Below are 23980 nucleotides of genomic sequence, written 5' to 3' on the forward strand. Positions count from 1 at the left end.
AGCACCATTAAGACATCGAAAAAATGTCCTAACGGTGCTTCCGTTTAGAAAAAAAGTTTATATTTTACTAGCTATCAGTATATGAAATGAATTAATGAACTGTCAATGTTTAAAATGGAGCAGCATCTAATACTTTATGTTGGTAGTCAAACCAAACAGAATCCATCCCTCCTGCATTTAGAAAGTTCATCGCCTTATAATAATTTTTCAATTCGGGGTTATCAATATTGTTTATATGTCCCTGACTAATTGGGGGAATAGAGTGATTTTGACTGTAGTAAGAGATCACTTTTAATTTTGGATATTTTCTTAAAAGTTCTTTATAGATTCTAAAACCATTTATCCAGGGAACATTTGTATATCCTTCAATCTCTTGAAGCATATAAAAAGTATGTTCATTATTTTGTTTAATTAAGGCAACTGGATATCCTTCATCAAGAGTAGTGCTTATGTCTGCTTGTTTCGGTGCGTCTAGTTTTAAGTGAGCTGTTACTCGGTCATATAAAACTTTCTTATTACCTGGGAGCAGCAATTCCATTCGTTGTTGAAAATCTTTTAATTCAACACATATTAATCTGAACGTATGTTCGTAATCTTTCAAGTGCTCGCGAAACAAAGTAAATAGTGAATTAAATCTCTGCTGTCCTTGTAGGTAAATTAATCGATTGTTATATCTTTCATTCCGATTCGTAAAAACAAAAATTACACCTTTAGGTAAACTCTTTTTTTGTGAAGTTAAATAATCTAAATACTTTTTATAACCTACAAACTTATCTTTAAGTTGTAGTCCTCTTTCTGTACTCATATCCGCTTCGATTAGAAAGCTATTATCCCCCACTATTAATTCCCCATCTGGTCGGAACTTAACAGAAGGTATGTTCTGTTTCGTTTGATAAGAAACCGCACTATGAAGATTATCACGATATGCAAATTTCCCATTATGTCTTTCTTGCAATATTAGCGCCTCGTTTTGAATATCAGTTTGTAGAGAAAAGTGTTCAGTTCTTAATTCAGGTGGTTTGGTATAGTCGTAAGGGAAAAACCCAAAATCGTTTCCAAAGCCAGTACCCGTATCCCCTTCTCCTATGTCATATTCTAACTGCATGAAGTCAACGCCCTTTTTAGTTAGACAATAGATACCAAACTCTCTCTTTCTAACGGGTATTGTGGTTACATACCCACTCTGCACTAATTTCCTTAAAGAATCATACCTAGAATATTGACGATTGCGGAAGTCTGTATGTTTAGGATAGATCTTATCTATACCCCTTACAATTTGTTTTATATTAGCTCCTCGGACTCGAAAAAGATAATGTAAAATTTCCATTTGTTTAGGCGAATTATATAAAGAACTATTATTCAATCTATTCACTCCAAAATTACTATTTTTTATGGCTCAATATTAAGCTATATACTTGCGCCTTGTAAAGAAGTGATTTTAAAAGGAGGTTTAAGCAGAAAATATAAAGGTTCAAGGGGGTTCAAGTATATCTACATATGTACTCTACATAATGTATCCTATTTAGTAAGGTCATTATGTAGACACTTCTCCCTTAAAAATAATACAAGATTATACTCAGTATTTTTGGAAAAAACCACAGTGAATATTAGACATCTTATAGAATTGTTTTCTTATTCCAGTAAAGTAAGTGCTCTAGTGTTATTGGGTAAAAACAATGACTTTTGTGTATTGCAGTGAGACATGGTGGTGTTGCTACTTTAGATGGAGCCAATGTGGATATGAGTACCAAGGTAAGAAGCCAGCTAGATTAAGGGCTGAATTTGATTGCCGAAGCAATCATCCCCCCCACTCCGTGTGAAGTTGCAACATTTGCAATGGCAATAATCTCTACTATTCCACTGCAAAATACAATTTATTAGTAAATGTACCAATGTGGTACACTATGAATGTACCACATTGGTACATTGAAATGTTTTTGATGTAAATTTGTATCTTATAATATTATGAAATATCATTTAACCGTTGGTATAAAAGAATTCATAATAATGTACCACTATGGTACATTATTATGAAACTTATTGTACCAACTTGGTACAATATGGTACAATGTCTATATGTTATTAAAACTTGAAAAGGAGGCCAATAAGTGAGTGACAACTACGATTTTGAAAACGAAAAAGAAGAAAAGCAAATTGCATATATCGACTTAGAACAGCTTCAATATGGGGTGGACGTTCTTTACTTTCTTAGAAAAAAGCTAGATAATTTTACGATAGATTGTTTACGAAAAGTAAAAGATTTTCACAATCTAGAAGGACTCCATAAAACGAAACTTGAAAATTACAAAGCGCATCGGAAGAAATATGACGCTGCTTTTCTAACTTTGGAAGTTCAAGGATTTATAGAAAAGAAAAACGATGGTAAAGCAAAGCCCTATTACCTATCTGTTCGTGGATTCCAGTTGATTCATTTATTAGTACAAGAAAAAAATAAGGAAAAAGCTGAAAGAGAGTGATAAATATGATTAAACTAGACAAATTACTTGGAGCAACAAAAACGATATTATCTGAGCATATGTTTTCCGAAGAAATTAAAAATGAAATGGAACGATTCCCATCAATGTCAGTAATAGGTTTAGGACAAGGTGGAGGAAGGATCGCGGCTGAATTTTCCCGTTTCGGATTTCCAACGTATCTAGTTAACTCTTCAAAATCAGATATGGATGAACATCATTTTCTAATTCCTGAAGAAAAAAGAATTATTACCAAAAGTGAGAACTATCCTGAATTAGAAGGAACTGATAAAAACGCTCAATTAGGATTTGAAATTGCAAAAGAAAATCAAGATATTTATAAAAAACTTGCTATTTCAGATGATGTTCAAAATGCGGACTTCGTATGGGTATGTGTCTCTCTTGGTGGAGGAACAGGAAATGGTGCATTAAAAGTTGCTTTAGCTTATCTGTCACAGGTACGGCAAAATCGAATGTTACCAGATGGCAGAATACCTCTAGGTATCATTTGTTCTTTACCATCAAAAGATGAACGTGGTTCTTCTTTCCGAAGAAATGCTTTAGCAGGTATTAGCCTTTTGCAAAGTATGATTAATACTAATAAAATAGGCTCTGTGCTAGTAATCGATAATGAAAAGATGAATGACTACTATGCGAATAGCCCGCTTAAAACCTATGGAGGAACGGAGATTGATGCAAAATCATATGGTAACATGTTGGTTGCATCATTGACTGTAGAGATTGCATCATTACCGCTACTTCAAGGGCGTTCTGTTTTTGATAAAACCGAGTATTTAGGAACTATTTCTACTGCTGGATGGTTATCAGTTTCTAAACTAACTGACATTCAGACAGATGATAATTTAGAAAAACTTATTCGTGAACTGTATACCAAAAGTGAAGTTCTAGCCGAAAATACTATTGAAAGTGTTCAATCTGGTGCTATAGCGGTTTTGTATCCTACTAATAAGAATATGTCTCCGAAAATTGCAGATGATGTTTATAGTTATGCATCCGAGCAATTAAATGCTAAAGTTCATAGATCCATTTCAGCTAATTCAAAACTAAAATATATAACGCTTTATGGGTTAACAGTTGCAAATACTCCACCAGTACGCATTTCCCATATACAGAAAGAATTAATAGAGTGGGAAAGAATTGAGAAAGAACAAGAAGAAAAGAAACAAAATGTAAGTGAATCATTGGGACTTGATGAATTTAATGATTTCTTTTCTGGTTCAACGTCTCAGAATAAACGCCGTGGTAATATTAGCCTTAGTTCTTTAGATGAAATGGAAGATAATAATCCAACAGTATTAAATAATTCAAAGGTTGCAGCTAAAGTAAGTGTAACCGATTTAAAGAATATAGATTTTTAATAGCAAAGTTATCCTAGCCCTCTCCTTACCAATTACTATTAATATAGTTCAAGTTTAAAAGCCATAAGGAAAATCTTATGGCTTTTTTGCTTACTTGATATAGAAGTTGGGCAAGGCTCTTTTTACATTGGTGATGTAGTTATTTGTTTTGGACTTTAACTCTACGTTCCACAATAAAGCCAACGACTAACCCGATAGCAATTGGAAGTAGAGCAATCTCCGCATCTAAAAGTGAACCATCCTTTAGTGGCTCATTTTGAAAAATTTTAAATTCTAATATAGATAAATCAAATATAAAGCCAATCAAATAAAGTAAACCCATTGTCCCGAAAGATGATAATAATGGAAACCATAAAGATTTTCTCATAAAATACCTCCTTATTTTATATATTAAAACAGAGTAAAATAATGTCAATTATTCGTTCCTTAAAAACAACAATCTTTACAATAATAGCGTATTAAAAACATAAATTGGATTCTATTATGAACAATATCTCCTTCAACAACAACTTTCTTATAATCGTAAGCATTATCATTCTTTATTGCAGTCTCCAAATGTTCCAGGCCATGCTCAATCGAATTATCTGCGTTCTCCCATAAAGATATCCCTATCATTTCTATTACCCCTTATAAAGCCCTTTCTAGATAATATTTGCATGCAAGTCATTGCTTTTCAACCGTGTCCTTATCCAGCTTCATTAGTTATTAACTATTTAGTAACTTTCTTTATTAAAATACTATTTTTATGCTTTCAACAACTTTATTTAAAATTTGATGAAAAATAATGCGAAAACAAGCGTTTTTCAAACTAAATCAAACCTAATAAACCAAATAATAGTTAAAAGCAAATATTGATTGAATCATATTGAATAAGAATATGTATTTGATTTTATTTGAATATGTATTTAAATAAAATATAACTCAATAAACTCAATTTATGTGATGACTCAATCAATACTCAATCGTATTTTGTGTTATATGAGAATATTGGAGTGAACTAAATATGATTTGGTTGTATTTAAGGTGAATCAAAGTCAATAAACCCAATACGGAACTTGTATTATCAGGCTTATTTCGTTAAAATGAGATAGGAGACAAACAATAAAAAGTATATATACCAATGGTTAATCAAACTAAATATCATAAATATAAAATATGGGAGATAGGAGGTTATAAAGTGAATACTCAATTGATAAGTATTGAACAAAAAATTGGTGAATTTAAAGAGATGTTTAATAATGATCCTTTGTACCAAAAGATAGAATCACTGGGATTAATGGATAAACTATTTAGTGAAGATAGTTTTTTTGGTGAGTTGGTATGGGGATTTGATTACTCAACTAAACAATCGGCTGGCTTACTTGGCTTAGATAAAAATCAAACAATAATAAACTTATTAAATCGTCATGACTTAGAAAGTTACTTTAATGTAGTTCAAGGTACAAATGGTTATTATTCTTATGATCATAATGCTTTATTTCAACTGAAAATGGCATTTTTATTAATGGAACATAATGTACAACCATTAGACTTAGCTGCACTCATAGGGACTAAAACACAATATGCGCGTGGGGAGAAACGAAGAAAAGAAGAGCCAATTAGCTCCGAAATAACGACTGATTATATTGACCAAAAGTTTAATGAGAACCTACAAGCTGTATTGCAACCATTCCTAGAAAGAATGAACAACAGTATAAATTTGTTAGGAAATAACCACAAAGCTCAGTTAGAAAGACTTGAAAAGGAAACTAACTTGAGGATTTGGGAGGCTGAAATGAGGAGTCTCGTTAATCAAATAGATACGTTAGAATATCAAGAAAGTATAATGAAAAAATCACCTAAAATTGAAGATAACTTTTTTACCAAATTATTTAAAATAAAAACTAATGATACAGATGAAATTGATGGCAATTTATTGGGGAAAATTGAACAGAAAAAGTTAAAGCTAGTAGATGAAAAAAATAAATTAGAGAAAAATAAAGAAATATTACTAAAAGAAATAAGTGACTTGAAATCTATCGAGCAAATTGTTACATTAGATAAAGGTTAAGTTATGCGAAGCACGCATCTCTCTATATGAGAGGTGTGTGCTTTTTTCGTTAAAAAGGAGAGGTTTAGAATGATAACAGTAGCACGAAATGATGAAGGAAGTTTTGTTTGGCATCATTTACATGAAGCACATGGCCGTCTAGGAATTGTGTCAAAAACCGCTCAAAGTCAGATTTTCTCTCAACTACAAAGCAACATGAGAGAATTGGAAGAACGAGTTTTTACAATTACGACAAAACCAAGACCAAATCAGGAAGGAGAAATTGATAAATTAAGTATCTTAGAAATGGAAAAATATCCATCTCCTGAAGATGATCCTACGGGGTATGCAGATGTCCGTTCTCGTTGGGTGCAAGAATACTTCAATTTATTATGTCACTTGTATAATAAAGAAAGATTGGATTTTATTCCATTAGCAAGATACCGCCCACATGTAGAAGGACCGTTATTGGGTTATGTTCGTTCAATTGATTCATTAGAAGATGCAGAACAAAAAAAGGTGTTATTCAAACATTTAGAAAAGCTAGAGAATGTTGATTGGGTATTGAGTGAAAATGGAGATTTAACCTATTACGTGACTGGAACCACTGAGAAAGAAAGGTTGGAATCCTTTTATATAGCTGCATGGTCATATTGGTCATTTACAGCGTTTATTCAAGAGCCTATCCCAATTAACTTGTTTATAGATTTAGATGAATGGTTGGTAGCATTCCCAGTACAAAATGAGAAAAGGGACTATATCAATTATATTATGAATAATCTATCTAACCTCACATTTAATTTATGTATGAGCTTAACGGTAAAGAGCGCGACATTATATCCATTGCCGGAATCAAAAGTGGAGCATGTTCTATATGAAACGAATGAGGTCGAAGATTTAGACTTGAGTGGTGTTGAACTATTTAATGCATCTGTGTCAACGGACCAAGTGATATGGGAAAATACGGGCATATATAGGAAAATGAAATTACTACTTGCCAATCAATAATTGTTATGATAAATTAACTTTTAGTGATAAAAACACATAAACGCCGAAAAAACATGAATTTTTTAAATTAAATATACCTTTTTAAAGATGCGAAGCACGCACTACTTTCTAGTAGTGTGTGCTTTTTTTTTGTTTTTTACGGCAATTATCGTTGGGAGGTGAGTAGAAATGGATTTGCTATTTGCATTCCATAACGTCAAATTTGCTAAAGACTTAAAAAGTAATTTTGAAGAACATGACGGGGTAAGGGTTATTGATATTGTAAGTTCCGAAGAAGACTTAATCGAAGCAATTGCTAAGAACCCGAATGTAAAAGGGGTACTAATTGCAACGGACATTGCAACAAATAGGTCCGAAAAACGATTGGAATTATTAGTTGACATTTTAGAAGCTGCCCGTGCCAAATTTACGGATGTTGTTTTTACTGTTATGTCGAATGAACGACCTGGGCATCCTCTACTAGCTGAATTAGTTGAGATGGGGATTTATAACATCTTTGTAAAAGATAAAGATGAGATTACTATTCCATTATTAATGAATTCATTTGAAGAACCTTATTCATTCTCTTCTGCAATGAAATATAGAAAAGTAAATACTGATATTCCATGGAGAAGAAATATTCAACACCAGTCGACATACAAAATCGAATTGAATAATGGAGCAAGAGGAGAAGAAAAATCTGCTGTCAATGTAGAAAAGTCTGAGGAACCTAAGAAAAAATTCAATATTAAATGGCCTTCAAGCGAAGGGAAAGCTCGAAAAGATAAACCAGATGAAGATAACTTAGAAAATGAAACGCCAACAACAAAAGAAAAGCAAGTAAAAGAAAAACAAGTAAAAGACGAGGAACAACAAGACGATTGGCTATCCATTGAAATGTTTACAGAATCTAATAAAGTAACAGAGAAAATTATAGGGACAGTTGTGATCGGAGTAGCAAGTGTGGCTCCGCATTTAGGTTCTACACATACTTCAATAGGAATTGCCACTGTATTACGTCGAAAAGGGCATATGGTCGCCTTAGTAGAGGCAAATTACACCTCGGACTTTGATCGAATACATGCTCTATATGAGGGTGAAAGTAGACCTATATTACACGAAGCTCAATTTGAATTAAATGGCATTACTCATTTTAAGTACCGCGAAGATCAGTCATTAGCAGATATTTTCGCTCTTTATGAATTTGTTGTATTGGATTTAGGAGATATGGAATCGATGGCCTATGAACAAGAGTTTAAAAGGTCTCATGTAAAATGCGTAGTCTGCTCCGGTCACGAATGGAAGTTTCATTGGATACAAGAGTTTAGAAAAGGAAACTTAGGAGTTGAAAACATAAAGTATGTCTTACCAAATGGTACGGATATGATTGCTCAAGATATGGAAAGTAGGTTAGAAGGGTTACATGTTATCCCTGTACCTAACGAACAAAATCCGTATAAACCATCTAAAGAGACCGAATTATTTGTAGAGAATTTAGTGGATGGGTTTCTTGGAACAGCTAAGAGGGCATTTACGATGGGCTCCTTAATTTTAACAAGCGTTGCAAGTATCTTGATCACAGTATTAATTATTAGTGCTTTTAAATTCTTTTGAGTATTAAATGGGGGTGAATAAATGTGGAAATAAAGTTAATACGTAATGTACTTCCGTTAAGGTCACCTGAAGTACAAAATGCAAACTTATCAGAGGAAGAAGAAACTATCATTCGCCAATTCATTTATCACTCCATCCAGGAAAAAATAAATAAGGTGAAACTGAGTCATTTCTATACAGGATTACAATCTGGTATTGATTTAACTTTACACATGTTAAACAGACAAGATCTTCTAGATTTAATCAAAGCAGAGTCATTACATCATCCAGAATTGAACTAGTCCTAAAAGGAGGAAAGAAACAAGTGAGCATAAGACTACGAACGAAGAAATTGATTTGGGCAGGCGTTATCGGAGCTGCCATCATGTTAATAATATCGGCTATCAGTGGTTACATCTATTACACCAATGCACAAGAGCGAGAATTAGAACTTCAAAACATGTACCAAGAAAAATTAAAAGAACTACAACTTACGACAGAACAAAATGAAGTGGGATACGCATTAACAAAAGATGTTAAAAGAGGAGAGGCTATTACAGGAGATATGTTAGTAGAAGTAACACTCCCGATACTAGCAAAAGCGGAGAACGCAATGATTCGTACTCAATTTGAAACAACGAGTTATTTTGCAAGAACGGACTTAAAAGCAAAAACAGTACTTGTTGATTCATTCGTATACATGGATGAAAACATTGCAAATGATGTACGTGAAGTAGAGTATTCATTGATCGAGTTGCCAAGCAAACTAAAAGCAAATGATTATGTTGATGTTCGTATTCAATTTCCTAATGGTGACGACTATATTCTGTTTGCGAAAAAGAAAGTCAAAGAAGTCTCTGGTCTTACAATGTGGATGGATAACGATGAAGGAGAGATTCTTTCTATGAGCTCCGCAATTGTGGATGCTTATCTCGAAGGAGCTAAAATCTACGCTATCCAATATGTAGACGGAGAAATGCAAATCAGTTCTCAAATTACTTATCCAGTGAAGGATAATGTACTTTCTCTGATTCAAAGTTCGCCAAATATTGTAAATGTAGCTAAGTTGAATTTAGAAAATCAAAATCGTGCTGCACTAGAGAATGGATTATCTGAAATGGATGAAGCTCAACGTGAGAGTCTACGAGAGGGAGAAGCAGAGACTAAACGACAAGTAGAAAATCAACAAGCAGAAGAACAAAGTGTAAAAAATAAAGAAGAACAAGAAAAAATTGACCAACTCAATGCTTTAAATCAGTTTTCATCTGAAGAAACAACAGGAGGTAGTTCTGAATGAAAACAATTCAATTAGCAGGTAATCGTAACAAATCGGACTTTACTATTTATCTCAGTCACATTCTCACGAAATTAGGTAAAAATGTATTAATCGTAGATGCTACAAAACAATCGATTTATCGCTACGGTTACACGCATTTAACTAAATCTCAACATTTATATGATTTTCAGCAAATTGATATATTGTGTGATGCAAAAAACTGGTTAGATGTAGAAAAACTGCTCCGAGCAGAAGGAGATTCCACTACACAATATGACTTGATCATTGTGGACATGGATCATAAGGGAGCAATTGAACAAGAGTGGCCAGAATTTGATGAACGTTACTACGTTGGCGATGATGAACGATTAAATCAGAATCGTGATGTGGAATTATTGAATTACCTATTTGATATCACGAAAAGTAATGAAATAAAACGTGTTATTTTCAAATCTAGCAACAAATTTCATGAATCTCAATTTGATAGTTTAATGAACCATCGACCTGTTTGGCGTTCAATGAATTACACAATAGAGCCTGACGAATTTGCGATTGGATTAGCTATACAGATGCAACACGAACAGCACATACCGCTTAATCGTATTAGCAAGCAATATAAAAAACAATTAGAAGAAATCATATCAGAGTTATATAAGATTCATGTTAACGAAGTGAAGAATGCTATTAAACCTAGCTTCTTTAGATTTGGTAAAACGAAAATGAATGAAACAAACGAAAACGAGTTGAATGTAGCTAGTAATTCTTAAAAGAAAGGAGTGTCTATATGGGAAAATCAATAGTCAGTTGGTCGCCTGTTCATGGGCAAAGTGCTACTACAAGTAATACAGTAGCTCTTGCATCTATGTTTTCATTAGACGGTCATAATCATTCCTTACTTACGCATACACAATTGACCTATTCGACGTTGGAATACTTATTCCAAAGTGATAATCCAGGGTTCGATGATGGTGGGATGGAAGCGTTAGAACGCCTAGTGAAAAGTAAGTTATTAAAATCAGAAGCTATACCAGATTACGCGATTACTATTTATAAGAACCGTTTAGATTTACTGCTCGGTAGTAATAAAGCGTGGGACAATTCAGTGGAAGCCGATCGATTATTACGTTCTGTCTTAAATGTAGCAGCAACCCATTACAACACATTATGGATTGATGCCCACTCTGGAACATTTAATCACACATCCAAATCATTGTTCAAGGATGCCGATTTAGTATTAGTAAATTTACCGCAAAATAAATATATCATCGAGAGTTTCTTTAATGGAGAATCTTTCCCCGAAGAGTTGAAAGGGAAGCCATATGTTGTCCTAATTAGTACTTATGATGAAAATGCTTCATTCTCTATTCGAAATATAAAGCGTACCTTCAAAGTAAAAGTACCGTTGTATCCAATTATGTATTCAAGTGGTTATCGTGATGCCATTAACCAACAAGAAGTATCCGACTTCTTCTACCGTTCCGTGAACTTGAAAAAAGGAGATAGGGAATATAGCTTTATTGAATCCCTACGTGCTGCTAATAAAGGCATTATGAAAGCATTTGATGTGAATGTTACGGAGGGTGATCAATTATGACGGCCACCCTGCTAAATGTATTGATTATTATCTCTATTGTTGGTGCAGTAGTTCTTCTATTAGGATTACGTGTGCTAAAAGGACAAAAAGAGTTAACTCCTGCAGATGTAAAGAATCAACTAAAATATCAATTTCCTGAGTTAAAAAGAATGGTAATGGATAAGATCACAACGCTTACGACCATGAATTTAATTAATCTAGGTTTAGAAAAAGAAGAATATCATCGCCAGCTGAGAAGAAGAGACGAATTAAAAGAAGCGTTGAAGAAATGTAATACAGGGGATTTATCTTCTAAAATTTATGTGCGCGAATTAATTTATGACACGATTACTAAATCCTGTGATTTTAATGAACAAAACGTAAATTGGACAATTCCATTTGATACACCTTCTCTGCAAAGTGGTCGTGATGTATTCGATATTCTTTTATACGTTTATCAAAAACAGCATGGTAAAGAAGCACTTGGAGTCATGATTGAAGAATTTGGACTAGCAAAACCAAGGGGAAATGAGAGTTATCGAATTTACGAAAGTGAAATTCGTCACATTTATAAGAAAAAAGTGAAAGCCCTTCGCCAAGAAGATAAAGTACGAATCATTGCTAACCGTATCTACAGTCAGTACAAAGGGTTTGGTGTGATTGATGATATACGTGATATGAATATTGATGGTGTTTCGGGTGGTGTTTCGGGTGTACCGAATAAAATGCAGAATTTCGATGATGAAGAATTATTATATGGAAATATGCAGAACGGTTCTCGTGGATTAAATTCTGTTTGGGTGATGTATAAAGGGAAATCCATTCACTTAGAATTCTTAGAATTTGAACATGAAGCGGAACTTAGACGAGTAATAGAAAATATTTATAAATTTAACTATCCTGGACAATTATCTGAATCAAGACCTTACATGATTAATGAAATGGCCGACGGGTCTCGTGTAACAGTTGTTCGACCTAAATTTGCTGAGAGTTGGGCGTTCTTTGTTCGTAAGAAATATGATTCCAAACAATTAGAATTAGAAGAACTGATTACACATCAAAACGGAGCATTAGCTATAGAACTTATGCAGTATTTGATGAAGGGAAATCGTGTAACAGCTATAACAGGTTCACAAGGTTCCGGTAAAACTACTATACTAATGGCTTTAGTTCGATATATTCATCCATCTCATAACCTGCGTATTCAAGAAACGAGTTTTGAATTAAACTTACGTAAAATTTATCCAAAACGGAATATTTTATCCTTCCAGGAAACAGATATTATTAGTGGTCAAGAGGGGCTGGATTTACAAAAGAAAACAGATGGAGATGTGAACATTTTAGGTGAAGTTGCTACAGATCCAGTTGCTGCATGGATGATCCAGACTACACAGGTTGCCAGTTTGTTTACGATATTCACTCACCACGCTAAAACATTTACGGATTTAGTGTACGCACTACGCAATTCATTATTAAAAGTAAATATCTTTAACAATGAATCCATTGCAGAACAACAAGTGGTAAGTGTTTTAGAGTTTGATATTCACTTACGTCAAGACAAAGATGGATCTCGTTACATTGAACGTATTACAGAATGTATTCCATTACATACGGTTGTTGATAATCATTTAGAGCCATTACCTATAAATGCAACAACGGATGATAAGATGAATCAGTTTTTCAAGATTGCAACCACTTATTTTCATCAGCAAACCAGTCGGAAGCAATTCACAGAACGCAATATCATCGAATTTCGTAATGGCGAGTATATAGCAGTTCATCCAATTAGTACGAAACGACAAGAGGAAATTAAACAACAACTTTCTGAAGATGAAGAACAAGCGTTCAGTTCCTTCTTGGATCGCGTTTGGGGGAGTGTAGCGTAATGAAAATGCTCACATTCCTAGCGATTACAGCGTTTGTCGCTTTATTAATTCTATTAATTTTCGGAAAAAAATTAACTAAAAAACATCGAAATGAATCTGAAATCGAAATGGGGAGCACTTACAGCCCTACCTTTCAAATGAAATATAATGAGCTCTTACAAAAATTGTACATTCAATTTTCAAAAGTGCCTGTTCTGAAAGGATTACTTGCTCGTATTCGTCTTAGATTAGAAACGCTTTCTGTTTATGATGAATACACTCTTCGTCGAGAAGTTATGCGAATTATTTTTGTTCTTGGTAGTGTTATTACGCTTGTAATAACTGCTTCCCTTTTATTCAGACCTAGTTGGCAAGTGACTTTTTGGATTGCTTTAGGTGTACTTTTCCTATGTGGTGTATTAATTGATTACTTTGTAACTAGAGTAGAAACCCGCTTATTAATACAACTAAAAGATTTTAATAATCGTGTTCGTTTTTATTTTCAATCAACAAAAATGGTAGATGAAGCAATTTATGAAGCTATGCAACACGCTGGAAACGAAATGAAGATTCAAGCAAATCGAATCTATTCAATTTTAACTAGTGTTGATCCAGAAAAAGAGTTGGCGAAATACGAAGAAGTTGCACCTAGCAGATTTTTAAAGGTAGTTGCAGGTTTAGAACTGCTCGTAAAAGATAAAGGCGATATGGTCAATGAAAAAGGAAGTGCTTTCCTACGTGGTTTAACAAGTGTAAATGAACTATTAAATGAGCAAATCAATTATCGGTCCAAATTGACGTATCAGCTGCGCGGGTTAAGTGTACTCTCATTAGCTCCTATCTTTTTCGCATTACCGATTAAAAACTGGGCAGTTAATACATTTCCTATTATGTTGCAGTTCTATGACTCTCGTTTAGGATTCATAGCGGAAATAGTTGCTTACGGTATTTCTGTTATAGCCTATCTTATGATCCGTAAAATGGGAGAAGTAAATGAAGAGAAGTATCAATCAACCGTAAAAAAAGTTTACTGGGAGCAAATGATCATTGATAAAGTGCCACTAGCTAAACCAATCGTACATGCATTTACTCCGGAGCCTTACACGAAAGCACACTTTAAACTTTCACAGTTATTAAAAGATGCGAATTCCCCGTTAAAGATAGAGTGGTTTACGGTAAGACGCATTTTAACGACTGTTGGCATGGTTCTCCTAATTGTTGGTTTGCTTGGCTATTCCCATGTAAGAGTTGCAAAAACAGTTCTTGCTTCTTCTGTTCCAGATACTCTCTTTGCAGGAGCAGTTAGTGAACAAGACAGACAAGCTTTAGAGGAAACAAACAAATTTGATCGACGTGTTATTTCAGACATTCAAACTATGGAGAATGTGACTTCAGAAGATGTTCAGTTATATATAGCAGACCAATTAGGTATATCTGATGCGAATACGGCACAAGTAAAGACCGCAACAGACAGAATCCTTAATAAATGGGCTGTAGTTGAAAATGCTTACCTCAAATGGTGGGAAGTATTGATAGCCATTGCAGTTGGGTTGTTGATATGGAATATATCAACTCTTACCCTACGTTATAAAGCCTACATGCGGAAAAAGGATATGGAAAATGAAATACATCAACATCTTGTATTAATCAGCATACTACGTGAGTTTGATCATATGAGTGTTTATATCATTCTTACTTGGATGGAACGATTTAGCTTTGTATTTAAAGAGCCAATTCAAGAAGCGATACACAACTACGATGCAGGTCCAGAAGAAGCACTAATTCAATTAGGAAACCGTATTAGTTTTGAACCATTCCAACAAATTGTGGAGCGTTTAAAATTATCGGTTGTGCGGATTAGTATCAAGGATTCATTCGATGATATTGATTTGGAAAAAGAATTCTATTTTCAACAACGAGCTGAAGCTAATAATCGCTCGATTACCGAAAAAGGAAACCTTGCAAACATTATTGGGCTTGCACCAATTTTCGTACTTACAGGACTTTACTTAATCTGTCCATTGTTCTACATCAGCATTAAGGAATCGCAAAGTGTAATTGCTCTTTTTTAAATTTTTCTATGAATTTAATACCTAGTCGGTATGACAAAGATTTACTACAGTCTTTTTTATGCATATATCAAATTTTACTACCCATCAAAGGAGAGATAATAATGTCAAAAAGTTTAGTTTTAGCATTAGAAATAGGGGCGGCAATTTTATTAATATTGGCAATCATCGGAATCGCGGTAGGTTTATTTAACCCAGCAACAGAAGCATCCAAAACAGCAACAACGGAATTTAGTACTACAACAACAGAATTAAAAGATCAAAAGTATTTACAGTATGACGGGACGAGTGTTTCGGGTTCTACAGTAGTCAATGCCCTTCGAAAATTTGAGCAAGATGGCAAAGCGAAAAACATTGGTATTAAGGTGTCAACAAATAAATCTACAAACTGGTATTATAACCAATTTGCAGGTGATGTATTAAGTTCTGCAGCTGATCCTTCAAATGTATCCGAAACAACAAGCACGAATTATGTTAATCCATCTGGTATCTTTAACGCTTCTATTGTACGTGATACTAACCTAGTTATACGTGCTATTGTTTTTGAACAAAACTGATTAAACGAAGATCAAAAGAAGGAGGAATGGGGAGTGCGTGTCGCTCCCCAAAAATTCCATTATGAGTCATTCAGTAGTAAGAGCTTTAGAGCTTGCATTTTCGGTATTTGTTATGATGGCTGCTTTAGCCAATGTAGTTTGGTCAATGACCGCTTGGGCCACATCCTATGATTATATCCCAACAGGTACGACCGTATTTATTGAGGATACAAAGATACCAGAAGAAATTAATTGGACAGGTGACCAGGTCGTTGCTAAACTCTATCGGCTAAATGAGGAAAATGTGCCAATTGTGGTGGATGGTCGTCTATTTCAATCGGATTTAGATGTAAAAACCTATCAAAGTACAGTGTCATTACAAGGGAAATATAAGAAAACGATTGAATGGGATTCATCAGGTCAATATTCTAAGATTATTTTCACCTCTAAATAAGGAAGAAAGGAGACTATAATCGTGCCAAACAGTTTATCTAAAATCTTTACGTTGATACTTGCAGTCTTACTACTATATTATGTTCCGACTTATCAGTCATTCCATAAACAAGATGATATAGTGTCTCAAAATGTTAAACAAGCAACAACAAATTTTGTTGATAATGTGCGAATGAAGGGATACATCACTCCTCAAATGTACGAGGATTTCCAAAGAGAATTATCTGTCGGCACTAAGTATCTATTTAAAACAGAGATTAAGCATGAGCAAAAAGTTTATACCCCTGTTTATACGAATGCCAATGTTTTTACAGGGGAATACACAGTTGACTATGACGAGTATTATTGGTCCCAAATTGAAAAATTATTATTTGATGAATCAAGTAGTATTCCGAAAGAAGATCGTATGTATAAGTTACAGCAAGGAGACTTTTTCTCCGTACATGTAGAGAACGTAACAAAAAGCTATTCTTCCATGATGTATGACTTTTTAACTGGTGGTGTAGGAGGAGATGATATTTTCATTTCATATCCATACGGGGGGATGGTCTTAAATGAAGATTATTGATTTAAGCATTTTCTCTATTATCTTTGTATGTATCATTACGCCCATGCTTGTCCTTAGTCAATGGAAATCAGAAGATACGAATACGTTTATCAACTTGAATCACCAGTACGATACGGCTTTAACAGTTGCTACTCAAGATGCGATGAATGTATTAAGTACTAATGTCATACCTAGTCAAGAAGCTGGTTATTCCTCCGAAAAATTCAATCGTGTAAACCCACAACCTGCTTTCGAAACATACCTTCATACATTAGCGATCAATTTTGAAGTAGAAGATGATGTGACAATAGATTTAATGGCACGATATATACCCGTTTTTGCAGTAGTTGATTATGATGGTTTATTACTAAATGTATATCAGCAATATAAGAATGTGGACGGCGAGAATGAACTAAGTCGGGTATGGTTGCCCAAAATTCCATTTAGTTATCATGACGAAGAAGGCAATATTATTTCTTTTACATTAGATGATTATGCAGTAGTTTACGATGTTGAACTAGATGAATGGATCGAAGGGGAACGAACCGAATTAATCAAAGATACAGAGATTACGATAGATCTTCTTCATGACGAAGATGAATATCACCGTATAAGAAAAGAGACGATTGTTAATGGTGTCCAAGAAGAATTAGCTTATTACATAAACGAACATAACGTTTACACGAAACGGCTAGGTGTGAATTACACATTTGCCATGCCTTTAATAGAGCAAGAAGATTGGTATAACACAGTGGATGATATTAGTATTTTCACCTTTTTCCAAGGTTATCCATACGAACGTGGGGAAGGTACTTTCAATCAGTTTGCATTGGCTGGTGGTCGTTTAGATAAAGTAGATACGATTCAAGCTTCTACTGTCGATGGACAGAAGATTTTCTTTAATAAATCTTGTGGTTTCCCTTATCCAGTAGAGGAAATTTACTCGACGAAAAAGGATGCTGCTAAAGAAGGGTACGTGGAGAAATCCTGTTTGAATGTGCATTGATGAAGTGTGACGGAACAATAAAAATGATTAAGAACTGGAAGTGAAAAAGTGGGAAGTAAGAAAAGAAATACAGATATAGCTAAGAAGTTTGGTACATCGTTTTCTTTCATTGGAAAAATCGCACTCTCCTTATTGATGATTGTTAGTTTGGTCTTGCCATATGTTGGTTGGGGTGCTGTAAAGGTAGCAGCTAATTCAGGTGTAAAAAACTTTATGTGGAGTGTTGAAGATATTAATAGAACACAATACCATGAATTGCCCCTACCTAGTGATTTCACATATGTAGACAGTGTTAAAACAGATACAGGAAATATTTTAAGTTATACGGTGGATGAAGCTAACAGGAAATTAAAGGTGACTGTTGGTAGTGGTACTAGGTCAAGAAATGAGTATCAATATTCTGGATTTGTAACAGGTTCAGCAGGTGAGCGAGCCAATCAATATGGGCAATCGGGCTTTCTTACATGGCTAAAAGCAGACAACAATCCTATGTATGGTATGGAGTATAGAATTAAATATAGTTATAATTCCGATTGGTCACAGTGGTATCAAGGGATGGGGAGAGAATGTTACTCTGAAGATACAAGTAATGGACAATGGAGTAATTGTTACTATGGTATAGGGTATTCATTAGGTGGTTATGAATCAGTAAATGCAGAGTTTAAAGGATACACTAATCAAACAACGACGACATATCATCAATATAACATCACTTTAAATTACACCACCAATAATAATCCAATCTTGACTTTAGATACAAACAGCAATCAGATTCTTTCCGAAGTTAATGGATTCAATCAATTATCAATCTCAGGAACGTATAAAGACTTAGATGTTGGTGACAACATAACTGTAAAATACACAATTGATGGAACGACGCATACATCGAAGAGTGGTGGAACATTTACAGCAAATGGTACAAATCAGTCATTTTCTTTCAATATCCCAATTGATTCTACCATTCCAGAAGGTAATCGAACGCTTAGAGTTTGGGCTGAAGATAATAAAGGTGGAAAATCTACAGAAGTCACAAAGACTTTCATCGTTGATAAAAAAGCACCAACAATCTCTTTCAATAATATTGTAGAAGCCGAAACGAAATTTGGTGAATTCACTCCACAAATTACAGTAACAGATAGTAGCACAGCTACTCATACAATGGAATTGAATGGTCAAAAATATAATGGAGAAGCAATTACAGATAGTGGAGATTATTCGCTAATTGTACAAGCAACTGATGTAGTAGGAAACGAATCCAGTAAGACAATTAGTTTCATAGTCAATCAAAAACCATACAGTCTGAAAACAATAGCTACACAGTCTGTCAATAAATTCGATGAAATTACATTGCCGATTAATGAGTATTTCAATGATGTGGAAACTGATCCACTACAAATATTCACTACAAATACAAATGATTCTGCAGTAACCGTTATTAATGATGGAAATTCAATAAACTTGAAAGCCTTAAAACAAGGAGCTTCTACTGTTACAGTAAAAGTAAATGACGGTCATTCCGATTCTGATACATTGACTTTTAATGTAGATGTGGAAACACGTTCACCTGTACTAGAAGTAGCGAATAGTACATGGATATTAGCAGATGATACAACCGATGTTGAAATAAAGGGTACAGTTACCGATTTAGACAAAGAAAAAGTATCGGTTAATGGAACTCTAAATAATGTGAATAAGGACATTATAGTTACTGAAACAACTGGTGATAAGGACGATTGGATATTGAGATGGAATAATTCGGATTTACCGAAAGGTGTTTATCCATCAATTGATTTATCAGCACAAGATGATTTTGGAGGAAAATCGGACGTCCTATTTGAAAAACCTATAGTAAAAGTTAGTGGAGACAAAGCAAATTATTTACCGATAGTAGATACTTATGCGATTGATGTTGCAGTGGATACAAATGCATGGAATGTTGGCCAACATACAACATTATTAGAAGCATACGAATCGATGAAGGTATTGTTGGAAACAAATACTGTTTCTAATCAAGTGGATGCCGAAACAAAAGTGAGTTTATTAAGTAATGGACAAGTTAAAACAGCTTATCAACAACAAATCGAAACAAGTAGTTTTGATTGGTTAATCGCTAACTTTGACAAGGCGACTGCAGCTGACTATATTCGAGCAGGCATTAATAATGTAACAGATGTCAATCTAGCTAAAGTAAATGAATTAGCAGGCATTTATGTAACTGAAAAGAATGATTTTAATCAAGGAGATGTCGTTCTTCTTGCAACAATTGCGGATTCTCGTAAACAGGCGATAGATGCCAATACTGTTGCTACTTGGTTAGTGGTGAAAGATCATTCTTCTATTCTAGTAGATGGAAAAGTAAAAACAACTTTGCTTCGACAAGTAGAAGAAGGTGTTTTACTTTCATTAGACAACGATTCATCAGAATTAACTATCGAATTATTATCTAATCATTTTGGTCTTACAGCAGAAGCAAAACATTTAGCTGAATATAAAGTGTATTTGACTGATATAGCTACTGCAAAAACAGAAACAATTGAATTTGCAGAGGTAGAGCAAGTCGTTGAACAAGTAGACGATGTATTAGCAAAACGCCAAGTGGTTATAGAAAACCCAACTCAAACTACATTAGAATCCTATATTAGTATTGTTGAATTACTTGTAGCAGGAACATTCAAAGATACTCAAAGTGACCAATATGAAAATTTACGTCTTTTGCATTTTGTGACAAATCCATTAGACCAACGAAAAGTGGATTATGAAAACTTAGGTGTTGCGGTACGAGAAGAATTACTACTATCATATAACGAGCATATGGCTAGTTTCATTAAGAGCCAAGGAGCAGCCAATATCACCATTGCAGATATTCAAATTGTAGTGGATGTAACCGATGCACTAACGGATTACAGAGACAATCCTACAGATGGAGCACTTACTCTAGTACAAGATACTTTAAGTAAATTAGAACCTACTTCTGAACTTGCTAAAGAATTAGAAAATCAAGTAAAACAAGCCGTTTTAGATGCAATTAACGGAGATATATCTAACGTTTCTAAGGAAGAATTACTCCAAATAGATATTACAGATATAGTTCCTGAACGTATCTCAAACTATCAAAAAGGATTAGAAGAATATTACAAAACGGTATCCCCACTTACTTTTGAAGATATTCAAAAAGTGATTAATGCAATTAATGCAGTCGAAAAGGCGAGAACAAGTGGGTCTTCTGGGGATATTAAAACTGGATATGATGTAGTCAATGTTCTAGAAAACGGAACTCTTAAAGATCGTCTACTCAAAGAGCTTGAAGATATTTCCGTCGAATATATTAAAAATAATCCTGAGACTACTACAGTAACAGATTTAGAACATGCAAACATTGTAGACATTTATTCTGAAATGATTACATCTTACCAAAGCTATTTAAAAGATGTACTAACTGGTAGTTCAACGAAAAGTAACATTCAAGATACAATCAATATCGCCACTAAAATAGTGGAATCCTACAATAAAGTTGTAGAAACTCCTTCCCGCGAAAACTTAGAAGCGTATATTGAGCTTGTATCTAACTTGAACAATGGTGCTTTTAAAACAGACCATGAAGTACAGATTCCCGATATTACATTGTTACATATCAATTTTGCTCCAAGCAAACAAGATTCTACTACGCTTAATTGGGCTGGAAAAACATTTGATGTGAATAATATCCAAGCATACAATAATTATTTACAGGATTATGTGGATGAAAAAGCAATGAATCTAACTCATGCTGAAATACAAACATTTATTACAGCAATTGACTCATATGAAATGGCATTCAACAATCCGATTGCTACAAATGTTATTCAAGCAGTAGAAGATATACAAAAGCTTAATAACGGAGCAACAAAGGATATACTTTTCGAAACTCTTTCAGTGAAAGTGTTAGCTACGATTAATGATAATCTAGCCAATGTTACAACAGAAGATTTAGCTAATGTAGGTATCCAAGATGTAATTAAAGAAAATGAAAAAGACTATCAAGATGCTTTAGTAGACTACAAGGATCAATTAGGTAAAGATCTGACGATTGACGATATTCAAAAAGTTGTAGATGCAATTAATGCCATTAAAGAAGCTGAAAAAAATCCAACAGAACAGTCTCTGCAGGATGCACTTGATGCCATTAATAATTTGGAAGATGGAATGTTAAAGGATAGCTTACTTGAACGTTTAGCCGAAGTAGCAGTAGATTTCATTTCTCAAAATCCCGACAAAATAACAGAAGAGATATTGGATATGGCTAGAATTCAAGATGTGGATTCTTCGTTAATGGAAGAATATAAAACATATTTACAGGATTATCAACCATTAAATGCTGAAAAAATTCAACAGGTAATCCATGTAACCAATCTATTAAACAAGGCAATATTAGATGTAACAACAAATGATGTAACTAATTTAGATGATGAAGTGAAGGTTCTAGAGCCAAGCGTTCTCCAAACGAAATTAACAACCGTTACAGATGCATTAAAAGCACTTGTCGCTCATGAAACATCACCGAGTGAAGAAAGTCTCTTAACATTACAGACGGCACTAGTGAACGTATTAACGCATGATAAAGTCTATATAGGTAGTATGGGCAATTCGCTTGATTTATCTATTACAACAGCACTTTCACCAACAGATGAAGCAGTAGATACCGCAGTTCAAACAATTGGCCAACTTCGTGAAGGTGCATTTAAAACGCGTTTACTTGCAAAAGTAGGAGAAGCATTTCTTGAATATGTACAAAAGAATCCAGATAAAATTACTTCAGAGGATTTAATTAAAGCTGGTTTTGAACGAGTTAATGCCGATTTAATTGAACAATACAAAGAAGGAATCAAAATTTCAACGGATGAAAACACGACACTAGACAGAGAAATGATTCAACTAATCATAGATGTCGTTAATGGTTTGCATTCTGAACAAACAAAGAAAGACTTGAATACTGCAAAAGAGTTAAAAGTAGAAATAGAGAAATTAATTAATAGTACGTGGAAAGAAGAACAATTGAAACAAATTACACAACTAATTACAATTTTAACACCTAGACCAACTAGACCACCATCTGAACCAAGTGGACCAAGCTCTCCAGGCGAACCATCTAAACCTCCAGGCGAGACAATTGTTGTGGAAGGTAAACAGAAAGACGATGGCTTTGATTTTACCGTTGATGATAAATTAATCGACGAGGCGATCAAAGGCAATAAAACGATCATTGCAAAAGAAAGTGAAAATATAGAGATTACGATCCCTTCTGGTTCCATTGATTTTGTCGCTTTACAGAAAGAATTAGGGAAATTTGGTTTACTCATTCAATTAATCAAAATTGATGATAAAAACTATAAATTGAGCGTAAAAGCGGTCACTCCTGAAGGTGATAAAGACTTAATCAACTTTCAAAAGTATTTAAGCGTTGCGATGAAAAACGCTACTATCTCGAACTTAAATGGCGCGAAAGTTGCTAGTAGTAACCTTACTTATATTGCTACTGCTGAAAAATTGAAAAACTCCATAGTTTTACGTAAAGATGGGAACAACCTTACAGCAGTACCACACACATTCAACAATGGCGCATTTACCATTAAAACCACTAGAGCAGGAAGCTTCATTGTGGTTGATGAATGGAAAACATTTAAAGATATTCAGTCTTACGGAAGTCAAAATGCGATTGAAGAACTTGCAACAAGACGTATTGTGAATGGCACAAGTTCAGATACTTTTGAGCCGAACAAATCAATTACTAGGTCACAACTTGCTGTAATGATTGCTCGTGCCATGGACTTACAATCATCAGACAAAACTCATTTTGAAGATGTGACAGGTAAATGGTATGAAAAAGAAGTACAAGCGTTATTTGAAGCAGGAATTATTACTGGCGTGACAGATAATGAGTTTAACCCTAATCAAGAGGTTACGCGTCAACAAGCTGCTGCTATGATGGTCAGAGCAATGAAATATGCCAATACCAATTTACCGAAAGATACTACATTGTCATTCAAAGATGTAGACTCTATTTCTGAGTGGGCAAAACAAGACGTTGCAACACTCAAACACTTAAACATCATCAGTGGAAAACAAGGCAATGCATTCGATCCGAAAGGCAACTTAACACGAGGTCAAATGGCAAAGATTTTAAGTCTAAGTTTGAAAGAAATGAAATTTATGTAAT

At 34.2% G+C, this 23980-nt stretch carries 18 protein-coding genes; 16 read left to right on the forward strand and 2 right to left on the reverse strand.

What is annotated here, in order from left to right:
- Window positions 1-109 precede the first annotated feature (109 nt).
- Window positions 110-1105 carry a hypothetical protein gene (locus tag MHH81_RS20995; RefSeq protein ID WP_340925619.1) on the reverse strand — a complete coding sequence of 332 codons (996 nt, stop codon included), beginning with the start codon at window positions 1103-1105 and terminating at the stop codon, window positions 110-112.
- A gap of 1003 nt (window positions 1106-2108) precedes the next feature.
- Between MHH81_RS20995 and MHH81_RS21000 the strand changes: the two genes are divergently transcribed.
- Together MHH81_RS21000 and MHH81_RS21005 are read left to right on the forward strand one after the other, a co-directional pair.
- On the forward strand, window positions 2109-2477 hold the full coding sequence (locus MHH81_RS21000; protein WP_340925620.1) for a hypothetical protein: 369 nt from the start codon (window positions 2109-2111) through the stop codon (window positions 2475-2477).
- Window positions 2478-2482: 5 nt separating this feature from the next.
- A complete protein-coding gene (locus MHH81_RS21005) occupies window positions 2483-3853 on the forward strand; it encodes a cell division protein FtsZ (RefSeq protein WP_340925622.1) in 1371 nt (456 codons plus the stop codon).
- A gap of 139 nt (window positions 3854-3992) precedes the next feature.
- Here the strand turns inward: MHH81_RS21005 and MHH81_RS21010 are convergent, their stop codons facing one another.
- On the reverse strand, window positions 3993-4220 hold the full coding sequence (locus MHH81_RS21010) for an ATPase (protein WP_340925625.1): 228 nt from the start codon (window positions 4218-4220) through the stop codon (window positions 3993-3995).
- Window positions 4221-5030: 810 nt separating this feature from the next.
- On the opposite strand from MHH81_RS21010, the gene MHH81_RS21015 reads away from it, so the two are divergent.
- The 14 genes from MHH81_RS21015 (at window position 5031) to MHH81_RS21080 (ending at window position 23979) form a co-directional block, all read left to right on the forward strand.
- Complete coding sequence (locus MHH81_RS21015; RefSeq protein WP_340925626.1) at window positions 5031-5903, forward strand: hypothetical protein; 873 nt, start codon at window positions 5031-5033, stop codon at window positions 5901-5903.
- A gap of 69 nt (window positions 5904-5972) precedes the next feature.
- Window positions 5973-6890, forward strand: coding sequence for a hypothetical protein (locus MHH81_RS21020; RefSeq protein WP_340925628.1), 918 nt, complete (start codon window positions 5973-5975; stop codon window positions 6888-6890).
- Between the two features lie 168 nt (window positions 6891-7058).
- Window positions 7059-8483 (forward strand): hypothetical protein, encoded by a 1425-nt coding sequence (locus tag MHH81_RS21025; protein WP_340925630.1) that lies wholly within the window; start codon window positions 7059-7061, stop codon window positions 8481-8483.
- Between the two features lie 23 nt (window positions 8484-8506).
- Window positions 8507-8764, forward strand: a complete 258-nt coding sequence (locus MHH81_RS21030; RefSeq protein ID WP_340925633.1) for a hypothetical protein — start codon at window positions 8507-8509, stop codon at window positions 8762-8764.
- Window positions 8765-8787: 23 nt separating this feature from the next.
- Window positions 8788-9759 carry a hypothetical protein gene (locus MHH81_RS21035; RefSeq protein WP_340925634.1) on the forward strand — a complete coding sequence of 324 codons (972 nt, stop codon included), beginning with the start codon at window positions 8788-8790 and terminating at the stop codon, window positions 9757-9759.
- Complete coding sequence (locus tag MHH81_RS21040; RefSeq protein ID WP_340925635.1) at window positions 9756-10505, forward strand: hypothetical protein; 750 nt, start codon at window positions 9756-9758, stop codon at window positions 10503-10505. Before MHH81_RS21035 ends, MHH81_RS21040 begins: the two co-directional genes overlap by 4 nt.
- Window positions 10506-10522: 17 nt before the next feature.
- Window positions 10523-11332, forward strand: a complete 810-nt coding sequence (locus MHH81_RS21045) for a hypothetical protein (RefSeq protein ID WP_340925636.1) — start codon at window positions 10523-10525, stop codon at window positions 11330-11332.
- The gene (locus MHH81_RS21050; protein WP_340925637.1) at window positions 11329-13197 is read left to right on the forward strand and encodes an ATPase, T2SS/T4P/T4SS family; all 1869 of its coding nucleotides are present in this window, start codon (window positions 11329-11331) and stop codon (window positions 13195-13197) included. Before MHH81_RS21045 ends, MHH81_RS21050 begins: the two co-directional genes overlap by 4 nt.
- Entirely contained in the window at window positions 13197-15248 is a 2052-nt protein-coding gene (locus tag MHH81_RS21055) for a hypothetical protein (protein ID WP_340925638.1), read from the forward strand. The genes MHH81_RS21050 and MHH81_RS21055 overlap by 1 nt, the downstream gene beginning before the upstream one ends.
- A 101-nt stretch (window positions 15249-15349) precedes the next feature.
- A complete protein-coding gene (locus tag MHH81_RS21060; protein ID WP_340925640.1) occupies window positions 15350-15802 on the forward strand; it encodes a hypothetical protein in 453 nt (150 codons plus the stop codon).
- 37 nt (window positions 15803-15839) lie between these two features.
- Window positions 15840-16235, forward strand: a complete 396-nt coding sequence (locus MHH81_RS21065) for a hypothetical protein (protein ID WP_340925643.1) — start codon at window positions 15840-15842, stop codon at window positions 16233-16235.
- A 21-nt stretch (window positions 16236-16256) separates the two neighbouring features.
- A complete protein-coding gene (locus tag MHH81_RS21070; RefSeq protein WP_340925644.1) occupies window positions 16257-16802 on the forward strand; it encodes a hypothetical protein in 546 nt (181 codons plus the stop codon).
- Window positions 16789-17787: a hypothetical protein gene (locus MHH81_RS21075; protein ID WP_340925645.1), complete on the forward strand. Its 999-nt coding sequence runs from the start codon at window positions 16789-16791 to the stop codon at window positions 17785-17787. Before MHH81_RS21070 ends, MHH81_RS21075 begins: the two co-directional genes overlap by 14 nt.
- 48 nt (window positions 17788-17835) lie before the next feature.
- Complete coding sequence (locus tag MHH81_RS21080; RefSeq protein ID WP_340925646.1) at window positions 17836-23979, forward strand: S-layer homology domain-containing protein; 6144 nt, start codon at window positions 17836-17838, stop codon at window positions 23977-23979.
- The last annotated feature ends 1 nt before the right edge of the window (window position 23980 follow it).

Source organism: Psychrobacillus sp. FSL H8-0484, from assembly GCF_038005325.1.
GTDB lineage: Bacteria > Bacillota > Bacilli > Bacillales_A > Planococcaceae > Psychrobacillus.

What these genes read in the sequence shown, in the direction of transcription:
- MHH81_RS20995 (WP_340925619.1), bottom strand. Translation starts at nt 1,105, where the DNA reads ATGCAGTTAGAATATGACATAGGAGAAGGGGATACGGGTACTGGCTTT.
- MHH81_RS21005 (WP_340925622.1), top strand. Translation starts at nt 2,483, where the DNA reads ATGATTAAACTAGACAAATTACTTGGAGCAACAAAAACGATATTATCT.
- MHH81_RS21010 (WP_340925625.1), bottom strand. Translation starts at nt 4,220, where the DNA reads ATGAGAAAATCTTTATGGTTTCCATTATTATCATCTTTCGGGACAATG.
- MHH81_RS21020 (WP_340925628.1), top strand. Translation starts at nt 5,973, where the DNA reads ATGATAACAGTAGCACGAAATGATGAAGGAAGTTTTGTTTGGCATCAT.
- MHH81_RS21025 (WP_340925630.1), top strand. Translation starts at nt 7,059, where the DNA reads ATGGATTTGCTATTTGCATTCCATAACGTCAAATTTGCTAAAGACTTA.
- MHH81_RS21040 (WP_340925635.1), top strand. Translation starts at nt 9,756, where the DNA reads ATGAAAACAATTCAATTAGCAGGTAATCGTAACAAATCGGACTTTACT.
- MHH81_RS21045 (WP_340925636.1), top strand. Translation starts at nt 10,523, where the DNA reads ATGGGAAAATCAATAGTCAGTTGGTCGCCTGTTCATGGGCAAAGTGCT.
- MHH81_RS21050 (WP_340925637.1), top strand. Translation starts at nt 11,329, where the DNA reads ATGACGGCCACCCTGCTAAATGTATTGATTATTATCTCTATTGTTGGT.
- MHH81_RS21055 (WP_340925638.1), top strand. Translation starts at nt 13,197, where the DNA reads ATGAAAATGCTCACATTCCTAGCGATTACAGCGTTTGTCGCTTTATTA.
- MHH81_RS21060 (WP_340925640.1), top strand. Translation starts at nt 15,350, where the DNA reads ATGTCAAAAAGTTTAGTTTTAGCATTAGAAATAGGGGCGGCAATTTTA.
- MHH81_RS21075 (WP_340925645.1), top strand. Translation starts at nt 16,789, where the DNA reads ATGAAGATTATTGATTTAAGCATTTTCTCTATTATCTTTGTATGTATC.